Annotated in this window: 17 protein-coding genes; 14 read left to right on the top strand and 3 right to left on the bottom strand. The window is 65.9% G+C overall.

Going from position 1 to position 21,649, the window contains the following annotated elements; all coding sequences use genetic code 11:
- Window positions 1-30 precede the first annotated feature (30 nt).
- From ABQJ54_RS03240 to prpE, 3 genes are all read left to right on the top strand, one after another.
- Window positions 31-1,299, top strand: coding sequence for an amidohydrolase (locus ABQJ54_RS03240; RefSeq protein WP_367852826.1), 1,269 nt, complete (start codon window positions 31-33; stop codon window positions 1,297-1,299).
- Window positions 1,296-1,937 (top strand): trimeric intracellular cation channel family protein, encoded by a 642-nt coding sequence (locus ABQJ54_RS03235; RefSeq protein ID WP_367852825.1) that lies wholly within the window; start codon window positions 1,296-1,298, stop codon window positions 1,935-1,937. The genes ABQJ54_RS03240 and ABQJ54_RS03235 overlap by 4 nt, the downstream gene beginning before the upstream one ends.
- An 87-nt stretch (window positions 1,938-2,024) precedes the next feature.
- Entirely contained in the window at window positions 2,025-3,920 is a 1,896-nt protein-coding gene (gene prpE / locus ABQJ54_RS03230) for a propionate--CoA ligase (RefSeq protein ID WP_367852824.1), read from the top strand.
- A 154-nt stretch (window positions 3,921-4,074) separates the two neighbouring features.
- On the opposite strand, the gene ahpF is transcribed toward prpE, so the two are convergent.
- Entirely contained in the window at window positions 4,075-5,661 is a 1,587-nt protein-coding gene (gene ahpF, locus ABQJ54_RS03225) for an alkyl hydroperoxide reductase subunit F (protein WP_367852823.1), read from the bottom strand.
- Between the two features lie 179 nt (window positions 5,662-5,840).
- Window positions 5,841-6,404, bottom strand: a complete 564-nt coding sequence (ahpC, locus tag ABQJ54_RS03220; protein ID WP_367852822.1) for an alkyl hydroperoxide reductase subunit C — start codon at window positions 6,402-6,404, stop codon at window positions 5,841-5,843.
- Window positions 6,405-6,638: 234 nt separating this feature from the next.
- On the opposite strand from ahpC, the gene prpB reads away from it, so the two are divergent.
- The 7 genes from prpB to ABQJ54_RS03185 all read left to right on the top strand — a co-directional run bounded on the left by prpB (window position 6,639) and on the right by ABQJ54_RS03185 (window position 13,648).
- On the top strand, window positions 6,639-7,523 hold the full coding sequence (gene prpB, locus ABQJ54_RS03215) for a methylisocitrate lyase (RefSeq protein WP_367852821.1): 885 nt from the start codon (window positions 6,639-6,641) through the stop codon (window positions 7,521-7,523).
- A gap of 116 nt (window positions 7,524-7,639) precedes the next feature.
- A complete protein-coding gene (gene prpC, locus ABQJ54_RS03210; protein ID WP_367852820.1) occupies window positions 7,640-8,785 on the top strand; it encodes a bifunctional 2-methylcitrate synthase/citrate synthase in 1,146 nt (381 codons plus the stop codon).
- Window positions 8,786-9,214: 429 nt separating this feature from the next.
- Window positions 9,215-10,189: a hypothetical protein gene (locus ABQJ54_RS03205; RefSeq protein ID WP_367852819.1), complete on the top strand. Its 975-nt coding sequence runs from the start codon at window positions 9,215-9,217 to the stop codon at window positions 10,187-10,189.
- Between the two features lie 123 nt (window positions 10,190-10,312).
- Complete coding sequence (locus ABQJ54_RS03200) at window positions 10,313-10,699, top strand: hypothetical protein (protein WP_367852818.1); 387 nt, start codon at window positions 10,313-10,315, stop codon at window positions 10,697-10,699.
- Window positions 10,696-11,385, top strand: coding sequence for a C39 family peptidase (locus tag ABQJ54_RS03195; RefSeq protein WP_367852817.1), 690 nt, complete (start codon window positions 10,696-10,698; stop codon window positions 11,383-11,385). The genes ABQJ54_RS03200 and ABQJ54_RS03195 overlap by 4 nt, the downstream gene beginning before the upstream one ends.
- 10 nt (window positions 11,386-11,395) lie before the next feature.
- Window positions 11,396-12,199, top strand: a complete 804-nt coding sequence (locus tag ABQJ54_RS03190; RefSeq protein ID WP_367852816.1) for a hypothetical protein — start codon at window positions 11,396-11,398, stop codon at window positions 12,197-12,199.
- Between the two features lie 72 nt (window positions 12,200-12,271).
- Window positions 12,272-13,648, top strand: a complete 1,377-nt coding sequence (locus tag ABQJ54_RS03185; RefSeq protein ID WP_367852815.1) for a coiled-coil domain-containing protein — start codon at window positions 12,272-12,274, stop codon at window positions 13,646-13,648.
- A 16-nt stretch (window positions 13,649-13,664) separates the two neighbouring features.
- Here ABQJ54_RS03185 and ABQJ54_RS03180 read toward each other — a convergent pair whose 3' ends face one another.
- Window positions 13,665-14,333: a TerC family protein gene (locus ABQJ54_RS03180; protein ID WP_367852814.1), complete on the bottom strand. Its 669-nt coding sequence runs from the start codon at window positions 14,331-14,333 to the stop codon at window positions 13,665-13,667.
- A gap of 311 nt (window positions 14,334-14,644) precedes the next feature.
- On the opposite strand from ABQJ54_RS03180, the gene acnD reads away from it, so the two are divergent.
- The 4 genes from acnD to ABQJ54_RS03160 all read left to right on the top strand — a co-directional run bounded on the left by acnD (window position 14,645) and on the right by ABQJ54_RS03160 (window position 21,338).
- Window positions 14,645-17,254, top strand: a complete 2,610-nt coding sequence (acnD, locus tag ABQJ54_RS03175; RefSeq protein WP_367852813.1) for a Fe/S-dependent 2-methylisocitrate dehydratase AcnD — start codon at window positions 14,645-14,647, stop codon at window positions 17,252-17,254.
- A gap of 63 nt (window positions 17,255-17,317) precedes the next feature.
- On the top strand, window positions 17,318-18,502 hold the full coding sequence (gene prpF / locus ABQJ54_RS03170) for a 2-methylaconitate cis-trans isomerase PrpF (RefSeq protein ID WP_367852812.1): 1,185 nt from the start codon (window positions 17,318-17,320) through the stop codon (window positions 18,500-18,502).
- Window positions 18,503-18,635: 133 nt separating this feature from the next.
- A complete protein-coding gene (locus tag ABQJ54_RS03165; protein ID WP_367852811.1) occupies window positions 18,636-20,087 on the top strand; it encodes a bifunctional 2-methylcitrate dehydratase/aconitate hydratase in 1,452 nt (483 codons plus the stop codon).
- Between the two features lie 186 nt (window positions 20,088-20,273).
- Window positions 20,274-21,338, top strand: a complete 1,065-nt coding sequence (locus tag ABQJ54_RS03160) for an OmpA family protein (RefSeq protein ID WP_367852810.1) — start codon at window positions 20,274-20,276, stop codon at window positions 21,336-21,338.
- Window positions 21,339-21,649 lie beyond the last annotated feature (311 nt).

The raw sequence follows: 21,649 nt of genomic DNA, 5'->3' as shown, positions 1-21,649 counted from the left end.
CTGCACGCAGAGCATTGTCGAGGACACATCATGAGTTCACTGGTCGCCGCACTGGATGCTTCCATCGAGGCCTTGCTGCCCGAGTTGGAACGCATCTACCAGGACCTGCATCGCCATCCGGAGCCGTCGATGCAGGAAGTCCGCACCGCCGGAATCGCGGCCGACTGGCTGGCCGCGCATGGCTACGAGGTGACGCGCGGGGTCGGCGGCACCGGCGTGGTCGGCCTGCTGCGCAACGGCGTGGGCCCCACGGTGATGCTGCGCGCCGACATGGATGCGTTGCCGGTCGTGGAGGCCACTGGGCTTCCCTATGCCAGCACGGTGACCGCGAAGGACGAGGACGGCATCGAGGTGGGCGTGGCGCATGCCTGCGGGCATGACCTGCATGTGACCTGGCTGATGGGCGCGACGCGCCTGTTGGCCGAACACCGCGACCGGTGGAAGGGCACTGTGCTGGCGGTGTTCCAACCCGGCGAGGAAGTCGGTCGGGGCGCCCAGGGCATGATGGATGCCGGGATGGCCGAGCGCTTCCCGCAGCCGGAGGTCATCCTCGGCCAGCATGTGATGGTCGGTGAGGCGGGCACGGTCGGTTACCGCAGCGGCACGATACTCTCGGCCGGCGACAGCCTGAAGGTGAAACTGTTCGGCCGCGGCTCGCACGGTTCGCAGCCACAGACGGCGATCGACCCGGTGATCATGGCCGCCTCGGCGACGCTGCGCCTGCAGACCATCGTCTCGCGCGAGATCGCGCCGATCGACAGCGCCGTGCTGACCGTCGGCGCGCTGCAGGCGGGCACCAAGGAAAACATCATCCCGGACGACGCCACGCTGAAGCTCAACATCCGCACCTACGACGAAGGCGTGCGCGAGCACATGCTGTCGGCGGTGAAGCGCATCTGCTGCGCCGAGTGCGCCGCCTCGAACGCCGAGCGCGATCCGGAATTCACCACCCTGAGCAGCTATCCGCTGACCGAGAACGACGCACAGGCGACCGCGCGCGTGGTCGCCGCGTTCAAGGCGCAATTCGGCGAGCGCGCGTACGAGACGGCGCCGGCCGCGGCCAGCGAGGACTTCAGCGTGTTCGGCCGGACCTGGAAAGTGCCTTACGTGTTCTGGTTCGTCGGCGGCACCGACCCGGCGATCTACGCCGAGGCCAGGGCGAAGGGAAAGATCAACGCGATCCCGAGCAACCACTCGCCGAAGTTCGCGCCGGTGCTGCCGCGTACCCTGAAGACCGGACTGCAGGCGATGTTGTCCGCCGCCGCAGCGTGGATCGCCGGCGCCGGGGCGCAGGGATGAGCGAGGCTTTCCTGTTTTCCCTGCTCGACCTGACCGGAACCTTCGTCTTCGCGCTGAGCGGCGCGATCGCAGCCAGGCAGCGCAACCTGGACCTGTTCGGCATCGCCGCGGTGGCCTTCATCGTGGCCTGCGGCGGCGGCATCGTGCGCGACCTGTGCATCGGCGCGATCCCGCCCACCGGTCTGTCGGACTGGCGCTACATGGGCGTGTCCATCCTGGCGGTGCTGACCGCGCTGGGCGCCTATCCGCTGGTGCAGCGGCTGGCCTATCCAGTGCGCTTCTTCGACGGCATCGGCATGGGCTTCTTCGCCGTCGCCGGCGCGCACAAGGCGCTGCATTACGGCCACGGCGCGGAACCTGCGATCCTGCTTGGCGTGGTGACCGCGGTCGGCGGCGGCGTGATGCGCGACGTGCTGCTGAACCGGATACCGCTGATCCTGCAACGCGAGATCTATGCCTCCGCCGCCCTGCTCGGCGCCAGCGTCGAGGTGCTCGGCGAACGCCTGGGCTGGTCCGTGCAATGGCTGCCGTGGGCCGGCATCCTGCTCAGTAGCGGTATCCGGCAGCTCTCGCTGCGCTATCACTGGCAGTTGCCGACCTTTGCCGGCCGGCGCAGGGGGCAGGGGCCCTCCGGTTAGCTGCACGGGCGAGGTTTCGACCATGGTCGCGGTGTCCCGGACGGGGGCATGATCTAGCCTTGCAGTACCGGGACCGGAGGGCAGGCGATGCGCTACGAGGCGTTCTACCGGCAGTCGATCGAGCAGCCGGAGATGTTCTGGGCCGAACAAGCCCGGCGCATCCATTGGGACACGCCGCCGCAGCGAATCCTCGATCAATCGAGCGCGCCGTTCCGACGCTGGTTCGTGGGCGGAACCACCAACCTCTGTTACAACGCGGTGGACCGGCATCTCGCCGAACGCGCGGAGCAGCTGGGGCTGGTGGCGGTATCCAGCGAGACGGGGATCACGCGCGAGTTCAGCTATCGCGAGCTGCATCGCGAGGTGAACATCTTTGCCGCGGTGCTGCAGTCGCTTGGCGTGGGCCGCGGCGATCGCGTGGTGATCTACCTGCCGAACATTGCCGAGGCGGTGTTCGCGATGCTGGCCTGCACGCGCATCGGCGCAATCCACTCGGTGGTGTTCGGCGGCTTCGCGGCACACAACCTCGCGTTGCGCATCGACGATGCGCAGCCGAAGTTGCTGGTCTGCGCCGATGCAGGCATGCGCGCGGGCAAGGTGATTCCGTACAAGCCGCTGGTGGATGCGGCATTGAACGAGGCCTCGGCGCCTCCGCCGAAAGTGCTGGTGATCGATCGCGGGCTCGACCCGCAGATGACGCGCGTGCTCGGCCGCGACGCGGATTACGCCGAGCTGCGCGCGAAGCACGATGGCACCGAGGTGCCAGTCGCGTGGCTGGAGTCGAACGAACCCAGCTACCTGCTCTACACCTCGGGCACCACCGGCAAGCCCAAGGGCGTGCAGCGCGACACCGGCGGCTACGCGGTGGCGATGGCGATGTCGATACGCTGCATTTTCGACATCGCGCCGGGGCAGGTGATGTTCTCCACTTCCGACGTGGGCTGGGCGGTGGGGCATTCCTACAACGTGTACGGGCCGCTGATCGGTGGCGCCACCTCGCTGCTCTACGAAGGCCTGCCCACGCGACCCGACCCGGGCGTGTGGTGGGGGCTGTGCGAAAAATACGGCGTGCGCAGCATGTTCTCCTCGCCCACCGCGATCCGCGTGCTGAAGAAACAGGACGCGAGCTGGTTGCATTCACACGACCTGTCGAAGCTGCAGTGGCTGTTCCTCGCCGGCGAGCCACTGGACGAACCCACCTCGCAATGGATCAACGCGGAACTGGGCGTGCCGGTGGTCGACAACTACTGGCAGACCGAAACCGGCTGGCCCGCGATCACGCTGATGCCGGGACTGGACATGAAACCCGCGAAGCTCGGTTCGCCCGGCCTGCCGGCGCCGGGCTACAAGATGAAGGTGATCGACGAGAACAGCGGCAGGGAAGTGCCGGCCGGCACCAAGGGCGTGCTGGTGCTGGAACCGCCGCTACCGCCTGGTTGCCTCAGCACCATCTGGCGCGACGACGACCGCTACGTGCACAGCTACTTCAGCCACTTCCGCGAGCTGGTCTACAGCTCGCTGGACTGGGCGATCCGCGACGCAGACGGCTACACCTTCATCCTCGGCCGAACCGACGACGTGATCAACGTGGCCGGGCACCGCCTGGGTACGCGCGAGATCGAGGAATCCGTGGCCGGCCACCCGGCGGTGGCCGAGGCGGCAGTGATCGGCGTGCGCGACGAATTAAAGGGCCAGGTGCCGGTGGTGTTCGCCACGCTGAAGCAGGAGGCGGGGGGCGGCGCCAGCGAAGTGGCGCGCGGCATGCAGCAGTGCGTGGTGGACCAGCTCGGCAGCGTGGCGAAGCCGACGCGGGTGTATGTGGTCAATGCCTTGCCCAAGACGCGCTCGGGCAAGTTGCTGCGCCGTTCGTTGCAGGCGTTGGCTGAGCAGCGCGATCCAGGCGATCTGTCCACGCTGGACGATCCGGCGGCGCTGGAGGAGATCCGCAAGGCGCTGGAGCGGGGGCCGGATCAGGCGAGCTAGAAGGTGCGATGGGGATGGCCCTTCGACTCCGCTTCGCTACGCTCAGGGCGAATGGATGAGGTGATCTCCGTCCGTTCGCCCTGAGCGTAGGCCCGCAGGGCCGAAGTCGAAGGGCATTTGCGCAAGGTGGGCACCGCTCGCCTTGTAATAAGCCTCAAGCCGTGACCATCGCCGCTGCCGGCACCGACGTGCGGATCAGATGGTCGAACGCACCCAGCGCGGCGGTGGAGCCCGCACCCATCGCAATCACGATCTGCTTGTACGGCACCGTGGTGGCGTCGCCGGCGGCGAACACGCCAGGCAGGGAGGTCTGGCCGCGCGCATCAATCACGATCTCGCCGCGCGGGCTGAGCTCCAGCGTACCCTTCAGCCACTCGGTGTTGGGCAGCAGGCCGATCTGCACGAAGATGCCTTCCAGCGAGAGGCTGTGCATGGTGCCGTCGTTGCGATCCTTGTAGACGAGGCCGCTGACCTTCTGGCCGTCGCCCAGCACCTCGGTGCTTTGCGCGCTGACGATCACCTCCACGTTGGGCAGGCTGCGCAGCTTGCGTTGCAGCACCTCGTCGGCGCGCAGCTTGCTGTCGAACTCGATCAAGGTGACGTGGGCGACGATGCCGGCCAGGTCGATGGCTGCTTCGACACCGGAGTTGCCGCCGCCGATCACCGCCACGCGCTTGCCCTTGAACAGCGGGCCGTCGCAGTGCGGGCAGTAGGCCACGCCCTTGTTGCGGTAGTCGTTCTCGCCGGGCACGCCCATCTGCCGCCAGCGCGCGCCGGTGGAGAGCACCACCGACTTCGCCTGCAGGCTGGCGCCGTTTTCCAGTTCGATCTCGACCAGGCCGCTGGCAGATTCATCGGCCGGAACCAGCTTCGTGGCGCGCTGCAGGTTCATGATGTCCACGTCGTAGTTGCGCACGTGCTGCTCCAGCGCCGCACCCAGCTTCGGGCCTTCGGTGTAGTCGACCGAGATGAAGTTCTCGATCGCCATGGTGTCCAGCACCTGGCCGCCGAAGCGCTCGGCCGCCACGCCGGTGCGGATGCCCTTGCGCGCGGCGTAGATCGCCGCCGCGGCGCCAGCCGGGCCGCCACCCACCACCAGCACGTCGAAGGCTTGCTTGGTCCTGATCGCTGCTGCGGCGCGCGCGGCGGCACCGGTGTCGAGCTTCGCCACGATCTGTTCCAGGCTCATGCGGCCCTGGTCGAAGACTTCGCCGTTCAGGTACACGGTGGGCACCGACATGATCTGGCGGCGATCCACTTCGTCCTGGTACAGCGCGCCGTCGATGGCGACGTGGTGGATGTTCGGGTTCAGCACGCTCATCAGGTTGAGCGCCTGCACCACGTCCGGGCAGTTCTGGCAGGACAGCGAGAAATAGGTTTCGAAGTGGAACTCGCCTTCGAGGTTCTGCACCTGCGCGATGGTCTCGGCCGCCGCCTTGGACGGATGGCCACCCACCTGCAGCAGCGCCAGCACCAGCGAGGTGAACTCGTGGCCCAGCGGGATGCCGGCGAAGCGCACGCCGACGTCGGTGCCGACGCGGTTGATCGCGAACGAGGGCTTGCGCGCTTCGTTGTCGTCGCGACGCAGGGCGATCTTGTCGCTGAGCGAGGCGATTTCGTGCAGCAGTTCGTCCAGCTCGCGCGACTTCGCGCTGTCGTCCAGCGTGGCGACCAGTTCGATCGGCTGCGTGAGTTTTTCCAGATAGCCCTTCAGCTGGGCCTTGATGGCTTCGTCGAGCATGGCGAGCACTCCGGTGCGGATGGGAAAGGGGGAGAGAGAGGCTTGTGGCAGCGGCCGATGTCGGGGGGAGGGCGGCTGCGAGGGGAGCGAAGCCGGGCACGGGCCGCTGGCACAAGCATCCTCGGGGAGGGACCCGGGCGGCTGGCGCCCGGGTCCGGTGTCGCAGGTGTAGCGATGGATCAGATCTTGCCGACCAGGTCCAGCGAGGGAGCCAGGGTCTTCTCGCCTTCCTTCCACTTGGCCGGGCACACTTCGCCCGGGTGGCTGGCGACGTACTGCGCGGCCTTCACCTTGCGCAGCAGTTCCTTGGCGTCGCGGCCGATGCCGCCGGCGGTGATCTCGACGATCTGGATCTTGCCCTGCGGATCGACCACGAAGGTGCCGCGGTCGGCCAGGCCGGCATCCTCGATCAGCACCTCGAAGTTGCGGCTGATCGCATGGGTCGGGTCGCCGACCATGGTGTAGCCGATCTTCTTGATCGCGTCCGAGGTGTCGTGCCACGCCTTGTGCGAGAAATGCGTGTCGGTCGAGACGCTGTAGATTTCCACGCCCAGCTTCTGGAATTCGGCGTAGTTGTCGGCGAGGTCTTCCAGCTCGGTCGGGCAGACGAAGGTGAAGTCTGCCGGGTAGAAGAACACCACGGACCACTTGCCCTTGAGGTCGGCCTCGGTCACTTCGATGAACTGGCCGGCCTTGAACGCCTGCGCCTTGAACGGTTTCACTTCGGTGTTGATAAGCGACATCTGTGTTGCTCCTGGTGGTTGAAAGCTTGTGAAGAATGTTAGGTGGCGCCTTGCAATCAATCCAATTGATTGTTGGCATGGGTATCATTGTCTAAGACTATGGTATGGCCGGCTGCGCGATACGCAAGAGGCACTCGTCGCGGCCATGCCGTCGCGCACCGCGTCGGCCCGGCGAACGTCCTATCCCGGGTGCGCGGCCACGTAGGCTAAAATGACTGTTTTGACGGAGGCCACATGACACAGTCAGCCACTGCGGGCACCCGCTTCCGCGCCGCGCTTGCCGCCGAATCGCCGTTGCAGGTGATCGGTGCGATCACCGCCTACGCTGGCCTGATGGCCAAACGCGTGGGCTACCAGGCGTTGTACCTCTCCGGCGGCGGCGTGGCCGCCAACTCGCTGGGCATGCCCGACCTCGGCATCTCCACCATGGAAGACGTGCTCACCGACGCACGCCGCATCGTCGATGCCACCGGCCTGCCGCTGCTGGTGGACATCGACACTGGCTGGGGTGGTGCCTTCAACATCGCGCGTACCATCCGCAACTTCGAGCGCATCGGCGTGGCCGCGGTGCACATCGAGGACCAGGTGGGCCAGAAGCGCTGCGGCCACCGCCCCGGCAAGGAAGTGGTGCCGAAGGAGGAGATGGTCGATCGCGTGAAGGCCGCGGTGGATGCGAAGACCGACGCCGGCTTCGTGGTGATGGCGCGCACCGACGCCGCCGCGGTGGAAGGCATCGACGCCGCCATCGAGCGCGCCTGCGCCTATGTCGAGGCCGGCGCCGACATGATCTTCCCCGAGGCGATGAAAACGCTGGACGACTACCGCAGGTTCAAGGCCGCGGTGAAGGTGCCGATCCTGGCCAACCTCACCGAATTCGGTTCCACGCCGTTCTTCACCACCGACGAGCTGTGCTCGGCCAACGTGGACATCGCGCTGTACTGTTGCGGCGCCTACCGCGCCATGAACAAGGCGGCGCTGAATTTCTACGAGACGGTGCGCCGCGAGGGCACCCAGAAGCACATCATCGACACCTTGCAGACGCGCGAGGAGCTGTACGACTTCCTGGGCTACCACGCCTACGAGGACAAGCTCGATGCGCTGTTCAACAAGCAAGGCTGACGCGCTTGCACGAATGCCTTGTAGGAGCGGCTTCAGCCGCGATCCACTCACCGGTCGCGGCTGAAGTCGCTCCTACGCGGATGTTTTGATTTACCCCTGCATCACAGGAGACACCCATGAGCGAGCAAGTCCTTCCCAAGGCCAAGAAATCCGTGGCGCTGTCCGGCGTGGCCGCCGGCAACACCGCGCTGTGCACGGTAGGCCGCAGCGGCAATGACCTGCACTACCGCGGCTACGACATCCACGACCTGGCCGCCAAGGGTTGCTTCGAGGAAGTGGCGCACCTGCTGGTCTACGGCGTGCTGCCGAACTGGACTGAGTTGCAGAACTACAAGGCCAGGCTGAAGCGCCTGCGCGGCCTGCCGGCGCCGGTGAAGAGTGCGCTGGAACTGCTGCCGGCCGCCACCCATCCGATGGACGTGCTGCGCACCGGCTGCTCGGTACTGGGCACCGTGCTGCCGGAAAAGGATGACCACAACGTCACCGGTGCCCGCGACATCGCCGACCGCCTGATGGCCAGCTTTGGCTCGATGCTGCTGTACTGGTACCACTTCAGCCACAACGGCAAGCGCGTCGAGACCGAGACCGACGACGACTCCATCGCCGCGCACTTCCTGCACGTGCTGCACGGCAAGGCGCCCAGCGAGCTGCACGCGAACGCGCTGGACAAGTCGCTGGTGCTGTACGCCGAGCACGAGTTCAACGCCTCCACCTTCACCGCCCGCGTGATCGCCGGTACCGGTTCGGACATGTACTCGGCCATCACCGGCGCGATCGGCGCGCTGCGCGGTCCGAAGCACGGCGGCGCGAACGAGGTGGCGATGGAGATCATCGCGCGCTACCGCAGCGCCGACGAGGCCGAGGCCGACATCCGCGCCCGCGTGGAGCGCAAGGAGATCATCATCGGCTTTGGCCACCCGGTGTACACGGTGTCCGACCCGCGCAACGTCATCATCAAGGAGATCTCGCGCAAGCTGTGCACCGACGGCGGCAACCCGGTGTTGTTCGACGTCTCCGAGCGCATCGAGAAGGTGATGGGCGAGATCAAGAAGATGTTCCCCAACCTCGACTGGTACTCGGCCAGCGCCTACCACATGATGGGTGTGCCCACCGCGATGTTCACGCCGCTGTTCGTGATCGCCCGCACTTCGGGCTGGAGTGCGCACGTGATCGAGCAACGCCAGGATGGCAAGATCATCCGCCCTAGTGCGAACTACATCGGCCCCGAGGACCAGACCTACGTGCCGATCGACAAGCGTTGAGCCGCCGAGGGTTCGAGACAGCGAGGAAAGGGGCCGCAGGGCCCCTTTCCTTTGGGCAATGGACGAAGCCGATTCTCATCGGGTGTTTCGCAATGACGACGGCTGTAACGGAAACGATACAGTCTCGAGCGATTGGCGATTTCGGGCGCAACTGGTTGACCTTTCTGGAAACCTTGCCTGCGGCGACCCGTCCGGCCGCAACTGCGGCGGGAAAAGGATGTAACAGGAGCGTATCGCCTGGAATCTTCCATGCATCCACTGTCGCGAAGAGCGGTCGAATGATCTGCGTGCAATCGATTGATTCGCAAGCACTGTTTTTGAGAGCCGCCAGGCGTGGCGTGGGCGGCATGCAGTTTGCTGGGGAGGAGAGCTTGCTGGACAGGCAAAGCAAAAGCAGGGGGTCACTGTGGCATTCCGGGAGGAATCCATATGCGCAAGACTCTTCTTTACACGGCGCTGGTGCTTGGTTTGGGACTTGCCCTCCCGGCCATGGCGAACAACAACTCCAACCAGCACAACAACAACTCGTCTAACGAGCACAACAACAGCTCGGTCAACCATTCGGGCAACACCAATTCGAGCACGCATAGCTACACCGACTCGAGCACCAACACCAAGAACGTGAGCTTGAGCGATGTCGACAGCTCCGGTTTCGGGACGGCCGCGGCGGACAACGGCGGAACGGCCAGCGCCTCGGTCAGCGACGCATTCAACAAGAGCGTCGCGGTGGCCAACACCGACCTTGAAGGGGCGGTGAGCAACGTCAGGGTCTTTGGTATCGGCAACAGCGCCGACAACCTCGGCAACGCGAACGGCGCGCGTGGCGGCAATGGCGGCCGCGGCAGCGGCGGCCGTGGCGGCAACGCCAATGGCGGATCGGGCGGCGACGGCGGCAACGCTTTCGCGCACAGCGGCTTCGCCGGTGGTTCGGGTTCGAGCAGCGGCGATTCCGCGGCCGGCAGCGGCGCGTTCGGCGCCAACGGCTGGGGTTCGGGCGGTGATGCCTCGGCCAACGCCGGCCATCACGCCGGCACGGGCGGCGCCACGGGCGGCGCCGGTAGTGCGGGTGGCGGCACCAACACGTCTGGCGCGGCGACCTCGACCAGCGGCAACAGCTCGTCGATGGGTGGCACCAGCGGTGCGGTCGCCAGTGTCGGCGGCGCCGGTGGAGCCGGCGGTGCCGGCGGCATGAGCACGGGCGGTGACGGCAGCGGCGGTGCGGCAGGCAATGGCGGCAATGGCGGAACGGCGGCGGCGGATGCCGGCTCCTTCGACATGGCCAACAGCATGAGTGCCGCCGGAGAAGGCGCTGCCGGCATCACGACGATCGCCCAGAACAGCGGCGCGGCGGCGCTGATCCAGCAAGGCGTGACTGTGCAGGCCAACCTGAGCGTGGGCCATTGAGAGACGGCCATTCGACACGATGGGGCGCGCATCGCCCCATCGTGTCGGCGGTGCTGGCCGGTCGCCTTCGGCAATCGGCCGCCCCGGTCGTTTTCGATGCGCCCTATGTGAGGGAGAAGCGTCATGCCTTCGACGAGAACTGCGACAGGCGCGCTGCTGCTGTGCCTTGCGGGAACGCTTGCAGGGTTGGACGCCGCGGCGGCGCCGAATGATGCCGGCCAGCAACGGCAGGCGGCCGCGGCGACGTCTCCGGCCTACGTCGGCGGACTGGGGCAGGCGGTGAGTGCAGCGACGCTGGACAGCTACAGCGGCGGCACGAGCGTCCGCAACAACCAGAACCTCAATGGCACGGTATCGAACAACAGCGCGACAAGGGTGAACACCGGATCGAATGCGATCAGCGCAAACTCGTTCAGTGGCGCCACGGGGTTGCCGACGGTCATCCAGAACACCGGCAACAACGTGCTGATCCAGAACGGCGTCATCGTCAACGTGCAGTTCAAGCCATGAGGCAATGGCTGCCATCGCTTGCGATGCTGGTGGCGATCGCGGGCCCCGCCAGCGTGCCGGCTGCCACGGTGCTGATCAACAACGGTGCACAGCAGACCCTTGCGCTGCACCTGACCACCCTGAAGGAAGCCAGGTTCAGGAACACCATCCGGCAGAAATACGACTTCAGCTGCGGCTCCGCGGCCGTGGCCACCCTGCTGACCTACCAGTACGGCTATCCGGTCAGCGAGCAGATCGCCTTCGCGCAGATGTACGCGCATGGCAACCGCGCGAAGATCAACAAGGAAGGATTTTCGCTGCTGGACATCAAGCGCTTCCTGGAAGCCAATGGCTTCCAGGCCGACGGCTTCCATGCGCCGCTCGAGAAACTCCAGGAAGAACACCTGCCGGCGATCGTGCTGATCGAGGAAAAGAAGTACCACCATTTCGTGGTGATCAAGGGGCTGGCCTACGGGCGTGTGCTGATCGGCGATCCCGCCCTGGGCACGCGCTCGATTCCGCGCGACCGCTTCGAGCAGCTATGGAAGAACAAGCTGTTGTTCGTGATCTACAACCGGCGCGCTCTTGCGCGATTCAACACGGTCAGTGACTGGAAGGCCGCGCCGTACGCGTCGCTGACAGCAGGCGTCGACCGGCGCCCGCTGTACTACCTCACCATGCCCAAGTACGGCCCCGGCCAGTATTGAGGTGATCGTGATGAAGAAGCTGTTGAGCACGATGCGTGTGGCATTGCCGCTGTGCCTGCTGGGCGGCACGGGGATCGCGCATGCGATGGGCGGGGCGGCCGCGGGCCCGGATGCCGGAGCGTCGCGTCCGGGCGATGCAAATGCGGAGCAGGGCGCGGCACCTGCCGGTCGGCGGGCGGCCGTGGCGGATTTCGGCAAACCGGTCGACGACGCCGGGCTGGACCAGGTGCGCGGCGGGTTCGACCTGGGCGATGGCCTGGTGGCGTCGCTGGGGATACAGCAGGTCGCCTACATCGACGGCAACCTGGTGGCCTCCACCAGCATCGACATACCGAACGTGGCACAGATCACCCCGCAACAGGCGCTCAATCTGGCGGCGGCGCTGGGCAACCTGGACCTGGTGATCCAGAACGGATCGGGCAACAGCGTCGATCCGGCCACGACGGCGCAGAACGCAGCCGCGACAGCGCTGGCGCAGGGTTCGCCGGGTGGCGGCATCACGCCATCCTCGACGGGAACGGGCAGCGTCGAGGCCGCACCGGTGCAGGCCGCGCCGGCCAGCACGGTCTCCTCGTCCGCGACGATGGCCAATGCCGCGCCCGCAACGAGTGCGGCTGCCTCGGGCAGCACGGCACCCGTTTCCCTGCTGGGGCTGAACGCCGGCCTTGCGACGGTCATCCAGAACTCGCTGAACAACCAGTCGATCCGCACGCTCACCACGCTCGACGTTTCGGTGAACACCATGCAGATCCTGCGCAACATGAATCTGCAGAGCACCCTGCAGTCGGCGCAATTGCTGTCGCTGGGGCATTGAGCGGTTCCGCGCCGATGCCCGTGTCGCTTGCGGGTGCCGGGATCCACACCTTCGGTTTCGCCAGGAGCTGACATGGAACGCAAACGGTGGCTGTGGTCGGCGGGTTGTGCCGGACTCATGCTCGTCGGCGGCTGGGCTGGGGCGCAGGAGGCGCAAGCGCCGGCGTCGTCGTCGCCCGGCGACACCCCGGCGTCTTCCGCGGCGATCCGCAAGCGGCTGCAGGAACAGGATGAACGCATCAATGCGATGCGCCAGCAGATCGATGCGCAGGTAGCTCAACTTGGAGCGATGCGGAAGGAGCTTGCACAGCAGCAGGCCGACTACCGGGCCTTGCGCCATGCGGTCGGCGCGCAGGAGCTTGCGCAGCAGCGCGGCGGCAACCTGGGCGGCTCCGGCGCCAACGCATCGACGGAGCCGATGCCGGCGCCTGGTGCAGTGGAGCCGGTTGCTGCCGCACAGGAACAGACCGTCGGGCAGGCGCCGCCGACGGATACCCGTCCGCCCGAAGTCGCGCCGATCTCCAATCAGCCCGGCGTGCTGACACCCAAGGGCAAGCTCGTCATCGAGCCTTCCTACCAGTTCGGCTACTCCTCCGCCGATCAGGTCGACCTGGTCGGCTACACCGTCATTCCGGCGATCCTGATCGGCCTGATCGACGTCCGCACGGTGCGGACCACCACCCAGACCACCACGCTCACCGCGCGCTACGGCTTCACCAACCGCTTCGAGCTGGAGGTGCGCGTGCCTTACGTGTGGACGGGCAGCAACATCGTCAGCCGCGAGATCTTCACCGGGACGGCGACCAACAACGTGCTGAGTTCGAGCGGCAGCGGCCTGGGCGATATCGAGGCCACGGCGCGCTACCAGTTCAACGATGGCGGCGCGGACAAACCGTATTTCGTCGGCTGGTTCCGCTTCAAGTCGCGCACCGGCACGGACCCGTTCGAGGTGACCACCGATTGCGTGACGCGTTGCGTGGAGAACGTCACCGGCACTGGCCTGCCGTTGCAGCTGCCGACCGGTTCCGGTTTCTATTCCGCGCAGCCGGGCATGACCTGGCTGCTGCCGTCCGATCCGGTCGTGTTCTTCGGCAACCTCAGCTATCTGTACAACTTCGAGCGACACGGTGTGTGGGAGGACCTCGTGCTGGGCAGGCAGTATCTGGGCAACGTGAGGATCGGCAATGTCGGCGACGTGAGCATCGGCATGGGTTTCGCCCTGAACGACAAGGCCACGCTCAGCATCGGTTACGACCAGAGCTTTATCGGTGTCACCAAGGAGATGGGCCAGACGGTACCCGGCTCGACCAAGATCTGGCTGGGTCAGTTGTTGATCGGCGGCGCCTATCGCCTGAGTCCCACCCGCACGGTCAATTTCACGCTGGGAGCCGGCGTTACCCGCGATACGCCCGACGTGCTGGTGACGGTGCGTGTGCCAATGACGCTCTGATACGGAAGCCGGCGCCTCAACCCGGCGGCGGCCGCCGACGTCGTCGCCGCCATCCCTCCACGCAGAGGCACACGGCCAGCAGCAGTTCCAGCGCGTGCGCAAGGCCATGGTGGGCATCGAACCAGCCGCGCAGCAGGTGGTCGTGCGCGATCATGCGGCCGGCCGTCCAGGCGATCGCGCCGGTGCCGAGATAGACGATGACGGGGAAGCGTTCGACCAGCTTCAGGATCAGCGTGGATCCCCACACCACCAGCGGCACGCTGATCAGCAGTCCCAGCACGACCAGCAGCAGGTCGCCCCGCGATACGCCGGCAATCGCCAGCACGTTGTCCAGGCCCATCAGCGCATCGGCGACGACGATGGTGCGTAGCGCCGACCAGAAGCTTCCGGCAGCGGCGACCTCGTGCGGTGCGTCTTCCTGCTTCAGCAGCTTCCAGGCGATCGGCAGCAACAACAGGCCGCCAACCAGCATCAGGCCGGGCAGCTCCAGCAGCCAGACCACTGCCGCGGTAAGCATAATGCGCACCAGCACCGCACCGAAGCTGCCCCAGAACACGGCGCGCTTCTGCAACGACACGGGAAGTTTGCGCGCGGCCAGTGCGATCACGATGGCATTGTCGCCGGCCAGCACCAGGTCGAGCAGGACGATGGCCATCAGGCCGGAGAGAAATTCGGTGGGTGCCATGCGTCGGTCCCTGCGCGTAAGACTAGTGCAGCCATGACGGACACGCGCGGCCCGTCATGACTGCAAAAGTCTCGTTCGCGGCAGGACCGCTGCGGTGACCGGAGCGGTGTTCCGCTCGTGATGACGACCACCGCAAGGACACCTGATGAAACGGTGTCCGGAACTACTCCCTTTTGGGATCAGTATCCGTCCATTGTCGACGCTGTCATGCACGGCAGTCAAACCAGGGACCTTAAGGAAGAGGCCTGCACCGGCTAAAATGGTCCGTCAACACGTCTGCCGGGCGTTCATCCCAAAGGTTCCTGATATCCATGAATACCGTCTACCGCCAATCCCTCCCCGGCACGTCGCTGGACTATTTCGATGTGCGCGCGGCCGTTGAGGCGATCCAGCCGGGCGCCTATGACACGCTGCCGTATACCTCGCGCGTGCTTGCCGAGAACCTGGTGCGCCGCTGCGATCCGGCGATCCTCGTCGAGTCGCTCAAACAGCTCATTGAGCGCAAGCGCGAGCGCGATTTCCCGTGGTTCCCGGCGCGCGTGGTGTGTCATGACATCCTCGGCCAGACGGCTCTGGTCGATCTTGCCGGCCTGCGCGATGCGATTGCCGAGCGCGGCGGCGACCCGGCCAAGGTGAATCCGGTGGTGCCGGTGCAGCTGATCGTCGACCACTCGCTGGCGGTGGAGTGCGGTGGCTTCGACCCGAACGCGTTTGCGAAGAACCGCGCGATCGAGGATCGCCGCAACGAAGACCGCTTCCACTTCATCGAGTGGACCAAGCAGGCGTTCGAGAACGTCGACGTGATCCCGCCGGGCAACGGCATCATGCACCAGATCAATCTGGAGAAGATGTCGCCGGTGATCCAGGTGCAGCGCGACGATCAGGGCAGGGGCGTGGCCTATCCCGATACCTGCGTCGGCACCGACAGCCATACGCCGCACGTGGATGCGCTCGGCGTGATCGCCGTAGGCGTCGGCGGCCTGGAGGCGGAGAGCGTGATGCTCGGCCGCGCCTCGTGGATGCGCCTGCCCGACATCGTCGGCGTGGAGCTCACCGGCAAGCGCCAGCCCGGCATCACCGCCACCGACATCGTGCTGGCGCTCACCGAGTTCCTGCGCAAGGAGAAGGTGGTCGGCGCCTACCTGGAATTCCGCGGCGAGGGCGCGGCCAGCCTCACGCTGGGCGATCGCGCGACCATCTCCAACATGGCCCCCGAATACGGCGCCACCGCCGCGATGTTCTTCATCGACGACCAGACCATCGACTACCTGCGCCTCACCGGCCGCAGCGACGAGCAGGTCAGGCTGGTGGAAACCTATGCCAGGGCCGCCGGCCTGTGGGCCGACACGCTGGCGCACGCGCAATACGAGCGCACGCTGACGTTCGATCTGTCTTCGGTGGTGCGCAACATGGCTGGGCCGTCCAACCCGCACAAGCGCCTGCCCACGTCGGATCTCGCCGCACGTGGCATCGCCGGCCAATGGAAGGAACAGCCGGGCCAGATGCCCGATGGCGCGGTGATCATCGCCGCCATCACCAGCTGCACCAACACCAGCAATCCGCGCAACGTGATCGCGGCAGCCCTGCTGGCGCGCAACGCGAATGCGCGCGGCCTCACGCGCAAGCCTTGGGTGAAGAGCTCGCTCGCGCCCGGCTCCAGGGCGGTGGAACTGTATCTGAAGGAAGCGAACCTGCTGCCCGAGCTGGAGAAGCTCGGCTTCGGCATCGTCGCGTTCGCCTGCACCACGTGTAACGGCATGTCCGGTGCGCTCGATCCGGCGATCCAGCAGGAAATCATCGATCGCGACCTGTACGCCACGGCCGTGCTGTCGGGCAACCGCAACTTCGATGGCCGCATCCATCCGTATGCCAAGCAGGCCTTCCTGGCTTCGCCGCCGCTGGTGGTGGCCTACGCCATCGCCGGCACCATCCGCTTCGACATCGAGAAGGATGTGCTTGGCATCGACGCCAACGGCCAGCCGGTGACGCTCAAGGACATCTGGCCCAGCGACGTGGAGATCGATGCGATCGTGTCGTCCAGCGTGAAGCCCGAGCAGTTCCGCAAGGTCTACGAGCCGATGTTCGCGCGCACCGGCCGCACCGGTACCCGCGCCGCGCCGCTGTACGACTGGCGCGCGCAGAGCACTTACATCCGCTGTCCGCCGTACTGGGAGGGGGCACTCGCCGGCGAGCGCACGCTCAAGGGCATGCGTCCGCTGGCCGTGCTCGGTGACAACATCACCACCGACCACCTGTCGCCGTCGAACGCGATCCTGCCCAACAGCGCCGCAGGCGAGTACCTGGCGAAGATGGGCCTGCCGGAAGAGGACTTCAATTCGTATGCGACCCACCGCGGCGACCACCTGACGGCGCAGCGCGCCACCTTCGCCAACCCCACGCTGATCAACGAGATGGCCGTGGTCGACGGCGAAGTGAAGAGGGGTTCGCTGGCGCGCGTGGAGCCGGAAGGCAAGGTCACGCGCATGTGGGAGGCGATCGAGACCTACATGGACCGCAAGCAGCCGCTGATCGTGATCGCCGGCGCCGACTACGGCCAGGGGTCGTCGCGCGACTGGGCCGCGAAGGGCGTGCGCCTGGCCGGCGTGGAAGCGATCGTGGCCGAAGGCTTCGAGCGCATCCATCGCACCAACCTGATCGGCATGGGCGTGCTGCCGCTGGAGTTCAAGCCCGGCACCAACCGCAAGACGCTGGGCATCGACGGCACCGAGACCTTCGACGTGGTGGGTGCGCGCACGCCGCGCGCAGACCTCACCCTGGTCATCCATCGCAGGAACGGCGAGCGCATCGAGGTGCCAGTGACCTGCCGTCTGGATACTGCCGAGGAAGTGTTGATCTACGATGCGGGTGGCGTGCTGCAGCGCTTCGCGCAGGATTTCATCGAGGCTTCGCAGGCAGCATGACCGAAACCCCTCTCCCGCAAGGAAGAGAGGGCGATGACAGCATTGCATCGACACTGGATTTCCATGAGCCACAAGCCCCAGATCCGCATTCCCGCCACCTACCTGCGCGGCGGCACCAGCAAGGGTGTGTTCTTCCGCCTGCAAGACTTGCCCGAGGCGGCGCAGGTGCCGGGCGCGGCGCGCGATGCGCTGCTGCAGCGGGTGATCGGCAGCCCCGATCCCTACGGCAAGCAGATCGATGGCATGGGCGGCGCCACCTCCAGCACCAGCAAGACGGTGATCGTGTCCAAAAGCACGCGGCCGGACCACGACGTGGATTACCTGTTCGGCCAGGTGGCGATCGACAAGGCGTTCGTCGACTGGAGCGGCAACTGCGGCAACCTGTCGGCGGCGGTCGGTCCGTTCGCCATCACGGGTGGTCTGGTGGATGCCGCACGTGTTCCCCGCAATGGTGTCGCCACTGTACGCATCTGGCAGGCCAACATCGACAAGACCATCATTGCCCATGTGCCGATGACCGATGGCGCAGTGCAGGAAACCGGTGATTTCGAGCTGGATGGCGTGACCTTCCCGGCGGCCGAAGTGCAGTTGGAGTTCCTGGATCCTGCCGCCGAGGAAGACGGCGCGGGTGGGGCCATGTTCCCCACCGGGAACCTCGTGGACGATCTGGAGGTGCCGGGCGTCGGTACGCTCAAGGCGACCATGATCAATGCCGGCATTCCCACCATCTTCGTCGAGGCTTCCGCCATCGGTCACACCGGCACGGAATTGCAGGACGCCATCAACAGCAACGACAAGGCGCTGGCGATGTTCGAAACCATTCGCGCGCACGGCGCGCTGCGCATGGGCCTGATCAAGTCGCTCGACGGGATCGCCACGCGGCAACACACGCCCAAGGTGGCCTTCGTCGCCAGGCCGGCCGATTACGTCGCCTCGAGCGGCAAGCCCGTGAAGGCAGGCGACATCGACCTGCTGGTGCGCGCGATGTCGATGGGCAAGCTGCACCACGCCATGATGGGTACGGCGGCAGTGGCCATCGGTACGGCTGCGGCCATTCCGGGCACGCTGGTGAATCTTGCGGCCGGCGGCGGAGAGCGGCAGGCGGTGCGTTTTGGCCATCCGTCGGGAACGCTGCGGGTCGGCGCGGAGGCGATGCTCGTTGACGGTACGTGGACCGTTACCAAGGCCATCATGAGCCGGAGCGCACGCGTGCTGATGGAAGGCTGGGTGCGTGTGCCCGTGGAGTAAACCCACAGGGGAGGAGACGGTTTCCCTCTGGCATGGCGACACGGTCAGGCAACTTCGACAAGGTCCGCGTCAAGCGATAGGGTCTGTGCTTCCCATGCGATGACGGTTTTCCTGCGCGAGGAGACGAGCACCCATGAGTGCGCATGACATTCGCTCCGCCAAGCGTCCCGACCCCGACCAGCCGATGGTCGACGTCGCCAACTACGTGGTCGACTATCGGATCGACTCCACCGGGGCGTACGACACCGCGCGCTACATGCTGCTGGACTCGCTGGCTACGGCGATGATGGCGATGAAGTTTCCCGAGTGCGTCAAGCATCTCGGGCCAGTCGTGCCAGGCGCCCACCTACCGGGCGGTGCCCGTGTGCCGGGTACCAGCCACGAGCTGGATCCGGTGCAAGCCGCGTTCGCCATCGGCACGCAGATCCGCTGGCTGGACTTCAACGACACTTGGCTGGCGGCCGAGTGGGGCCATCCATCGGACAACCTGGGCGCCATCCTGGCTGTGGCCGACTACCTGGGCCGCAAGGCCGAGCGCGAAGGCGGCAAGCCGCTGACTGTGCGCGACGTGCTGGGGTACGCGATCAAGGCCCATGAGATCCAGGGTTGCTACGCCCTCAAGAACAGCTTCAACCGCGTGGGTCAGGATCATGTGATCCTGGTCCGCCTGGCCTCCACGGCCGTGGCCACGGCCATGCTCGGCGGCAACAAGGAGCAGATCACCACCGCCGTCTCGCATAGCTGGATCGACAACGGCGCCCTGCGCACCTACCGCCACGCCCCGAACACCGGTCCGCGCAAGAGCTGGGCCGCCGGCGATGCCTGCCGCCGCGCTGTCATCCACGCCATCAATGCGGTGTATCGCGGTGTGGTGGGCTACCCGTCGGCGCTGTCGGCCAAGACCTGGGGCTACTACGACGTGGCCTTCAAGGGCAACGCGTTCGAGTTCGAGCGCCCGTTCGGCAGCTACGTGATGGAAAATGTGCTGTTCAAGATCAGCTTCCCGGCGGAGTTTCACGCCCAGACGGCGGTGGAGTGCGCCATGAGGCTGCATGGCGCCGTGGCCGGCAAGCTCGACCAGATCGAGAAGGTTGTGATCGGGACCCAGGAAGCGGGCATGCGCATCATCGACAAGACCGGCCCGCTGGCCAACTATGCCGACCGCGACCACTGCATCCAGTACATGGTGGCCGTACCGCTGATCTTCGGCCGTCTCACCGCTGATGATTACAACGACGACGTGGCTGCCGACCCGCGCATCGACGCCCTGCGCGACAGGATGGTGGTCGGCGAGAACCCGCAGTTCACCAAGGACTACTTCGACCCTGAGAGACGCTACATCGGCAACTCGGTGCAGGTGTTCTTCAAGGACGGCACGTCGACGGAGAAGGTTTCCATCGACTACCCGATCGGCCATCGCAAGCGCCGCGCCGAGGGCATCCCGATGCTGCTGAAGAAATTCGAAGCGGCCATGCGCGGTCACCTGCCGTCGCACAAGGTCAAGGCGATCCTGGAAGCCATCCGCGATCCGGCGGCGCTGGATGCCATGCCGATCCAGCACTTCCTGGGCATGTTCACGCTCTGAATGCGCCTTCGCGGCAAATCTCGCCGAGCCATATGTTGCATGGCGACATGGGTCGTCGCAAATTGTCACGACATTCACGATGTGTTAGATTTGCGTGAAGCCGGATGGATCGACCGGATTAGCGCAAGAGTCGCCGCGTCAGTAAAGCGGGTGCGATTGTTTCAATAACGAAAAGGGAGAGACCTGATGAAACACAAGGGCCTTTATTTCATGGTTGCCCTGGCCTTGGGCGGCGTGGGTGCCGTTCATGCACAGGACAACACGGCGGCGACCGCGGGCAGCAGCGACAGCTCGGCCGCTCCGGCGTGGCCGAATGGCTTCGATGATCGCTGGTACATCGCGCCGACCATCGGCGGCTATTACAACGACTCGGACCGCAACACCAACAGCCGCCAGTTCTACTACGGCCTCGGCGTGGGCAAGTTCATTTCGGCCAACACCTCGCTGGACCTGTTCGTCGATCGCACCAAGCGCGACATCGACCACCAGGGTGGTACCTGGGCCAGCAACAACGTGGGTGTTGCGGTGCGTTACTACCTGGGTAGCAACGCATGGCGCCCTTATCTGCTGGCGGCCGTGATGGGCAGCCATCACAAGGACCCGATGGACAGCAGCTGGGCTCCGGCGGCCGAGCTGGGCCTGGGTCTGTCCAAGTCGATCACCGACAGCTCCGACGTTCGTGTGGAAGGTGGCTACCGCTACGACTGGGACGACCAGAGCCAGCCGAACAAGAGCGGCTACGGCGACTGGTTCCTGGGCCTGAGCATCGTGTCGCGCTTTGGCGCGGTGCCGGCTGCTCCGGCTCCGGTGGCCCCGCCGCCGCCGCCGCCGCCGCCGCCGGCTGAAGCGCCTGCGCCGCAGAAGGTGGTGATCGACCTGCGTGGTGTGAACTTCAAGTTCGACTATCCGAAGAAGGGCCATGTGCACGCTTCGGAAATCGACAAGGCGCTGGCCGTGCCGACGTCGGACTCGGTGGCGATCCTGGATCAGGCGGTGGATACGCTGCAGCGTTACCCGGACGTGCACGTGACGGTGGCGGGCTACACCGACTCGAAGGGCAAGCCGGCGTACAACCAGGCGCTGTCGGAGCGTCGTGCACAGATCGTGTACGACTACCTGACCGGCCACGGTGTGGACGCGAGCCGCCTGGAAGGCCCGATCGGCCATGGCGCGAACGATCCGATCGGCGACAACAGCACCGATGCGGGCCGTGCGCAGAACCGCCGTGTGGAGCTGCAGGTCCAGCAGTAATCGGACTTGTCGCAGTGCCACGAAAAAGCCCGGCCCATGCCGGGCTTTTTCGTGGATCGGACATCGCAAGCCGATGCGGTCGCGGCATCGTTCGATCAATACAAAAAATACACGCGGGCAGGTGTAGGGGAAGGGACGGTCATCAACCCTGAACGATAGTGTACCGAGGAGTGCAAAAGCTGTTTTGCCCCGTGCGCGGCGTTTAACGATTTTGCTACACTCGTTCCCGCTTGCAGAGTGAGAACGCCAAGCACAGGCGTTACAAGCTGTCGAAGATGTTAAATGCAACGCCATGCCAGTGCTCGTTTTGG

Source organism: Rhodanobacter lycopersici (assembly GCF_040812335.1).
Lineage (GTDB): Bacteria > Pseudomonadota > Gammaproteobacteria > Xanthomonadales > Rhodanobacteraceae > Rhodanobacter_A > Rhodanobacter_A lycopersici.
The sequence above is the reverse complement of the archived record's forward strand: the minus strand, read 5'-3'. Positions and strand labels throughout refer to the sequence as shown.

Excerpts from the sequence above, each read along its gene's own strand:
- prpC (WP_367852820.1), top strand. The coding sequence starts at position 7,640 with ATGAGCGAGCAAGTCCTTCCCAAGGCCAAGAAATCCGTGGCGCTGTCC.
- ahpF (WP_367852823.1), bottom strand. The coding sequence starts at position 5,661 with ATGCTCGACGAAGCCATCAAGGCCCAGCTGAAGGGCTATCTGGAAAAA.
- ABQJ54_RS03160 (WP_367852810.1), top strand. The coding sequence starts at position 20,274 with ATGAAACACAAGGGCCTTTATTTCATGGTTGCCCTGGCCTTGGGCGGC.
- ABQJ54_RS03185 (WP_367852815.1), top strand. The coding sequence starts at position 12,272 with ATGGAACGCAAACGGTGGCTGTGGTCGGCGGGTTGTGCCGGACTCATG.
- ABQJ54_RS03180 (WP_367852814.1), bottom strand. The coding sequence starts at position 14,333 with ATGGCACCCACCGAATTTCTCTCCGGCCTGATGGCCATCGTCCTGCTC.
- ABQJ54_RS03165 (WP_367852811.1), top strand. The coding sequence starts at position 18,636 with ATGAGTGCGCATGACATTCGCTCCGCCAAGCGTCCCGACCCCGACCAG.
- prpF (WP_367852812.1), top strand. The coding sequence starts at position 17,318 with ATGAGCCACAAGCCCCAGATCCGCATTCCCGCCACCTACCTGCGCGGC.
- ABQJ54_RS03195 (WP_367852817.1), top strand. The coding sequence starts at position 10,696 with ATGAGGCAATGGCTGCCATCGCTTGCGATGCTGGTGGCGATCGCGGGC.
- ABQJ54_RS03235 (WP_367852825.1), top strand. The coding sequence starts at position 1,296 with ATGAGCGAGGCTTTCCTGTTTTCCCTGCTCGACCTGACCGGAACCTTC.
- ABQJ54_RS03190 (WP_367852816.1), top strand. The coding sequence starts at position 11,396 with ATGAAGAAGCTGTTGAGCACGATGCGTGTGGCATTGCCGCTGTGCCTG.
- ABQJ54_RS03240 (WP_367852826.1), top strand. The coding sequence starts at position 31 with ATGAGTTCACTGGTCGCCGCACTGGATGCTTCCATCGAGGCCTTGCTG.
- ABQJ54_RS03200 (WP_367852818.1), top strand. The coding sequence starts at position 10,313 with ATGCCTTCGACGAGAACTGCGACAGGCGCGCTGCTGCTGTGCCTTGCG.
- acnD (WP_367852813.1), top strand. The coding sequence starts at position 14,645 with ATGAATACCGTCTACCGCCAATCCCTCCCCGGCACGTCGCTGGACTAT.
- prpB (WP_367852821.1), top strand. The coding sequence starts at position 6,639 with ATGACACAGTCAGCCACTGCGGGCACCCGCTTCCGCGCCGCGCTTGCC.
- ahpC (WP_367852822.1), bottom strand. The coding sequence starts at position 6,404 with ATGTCGCTTATCAACACCGAAGTGAAACCGTTCAAGGCGCAGGCGTTC.
- ABQJ54_RS03205 (WP_367852819.1), top strand. The coding sequence starts at position 9,215 with ATGCGCAAGACTCTTCTTTACACGGCGCTGGTGCTTGGTTTGGGACTT.
- prpE (WP_367852824.1), top strand. The coding sequence starts at position 2,025 with ATGCGCTACGAGGCGTTCTACCGGCAGTCGATCGAGCAGCCGGAGATG.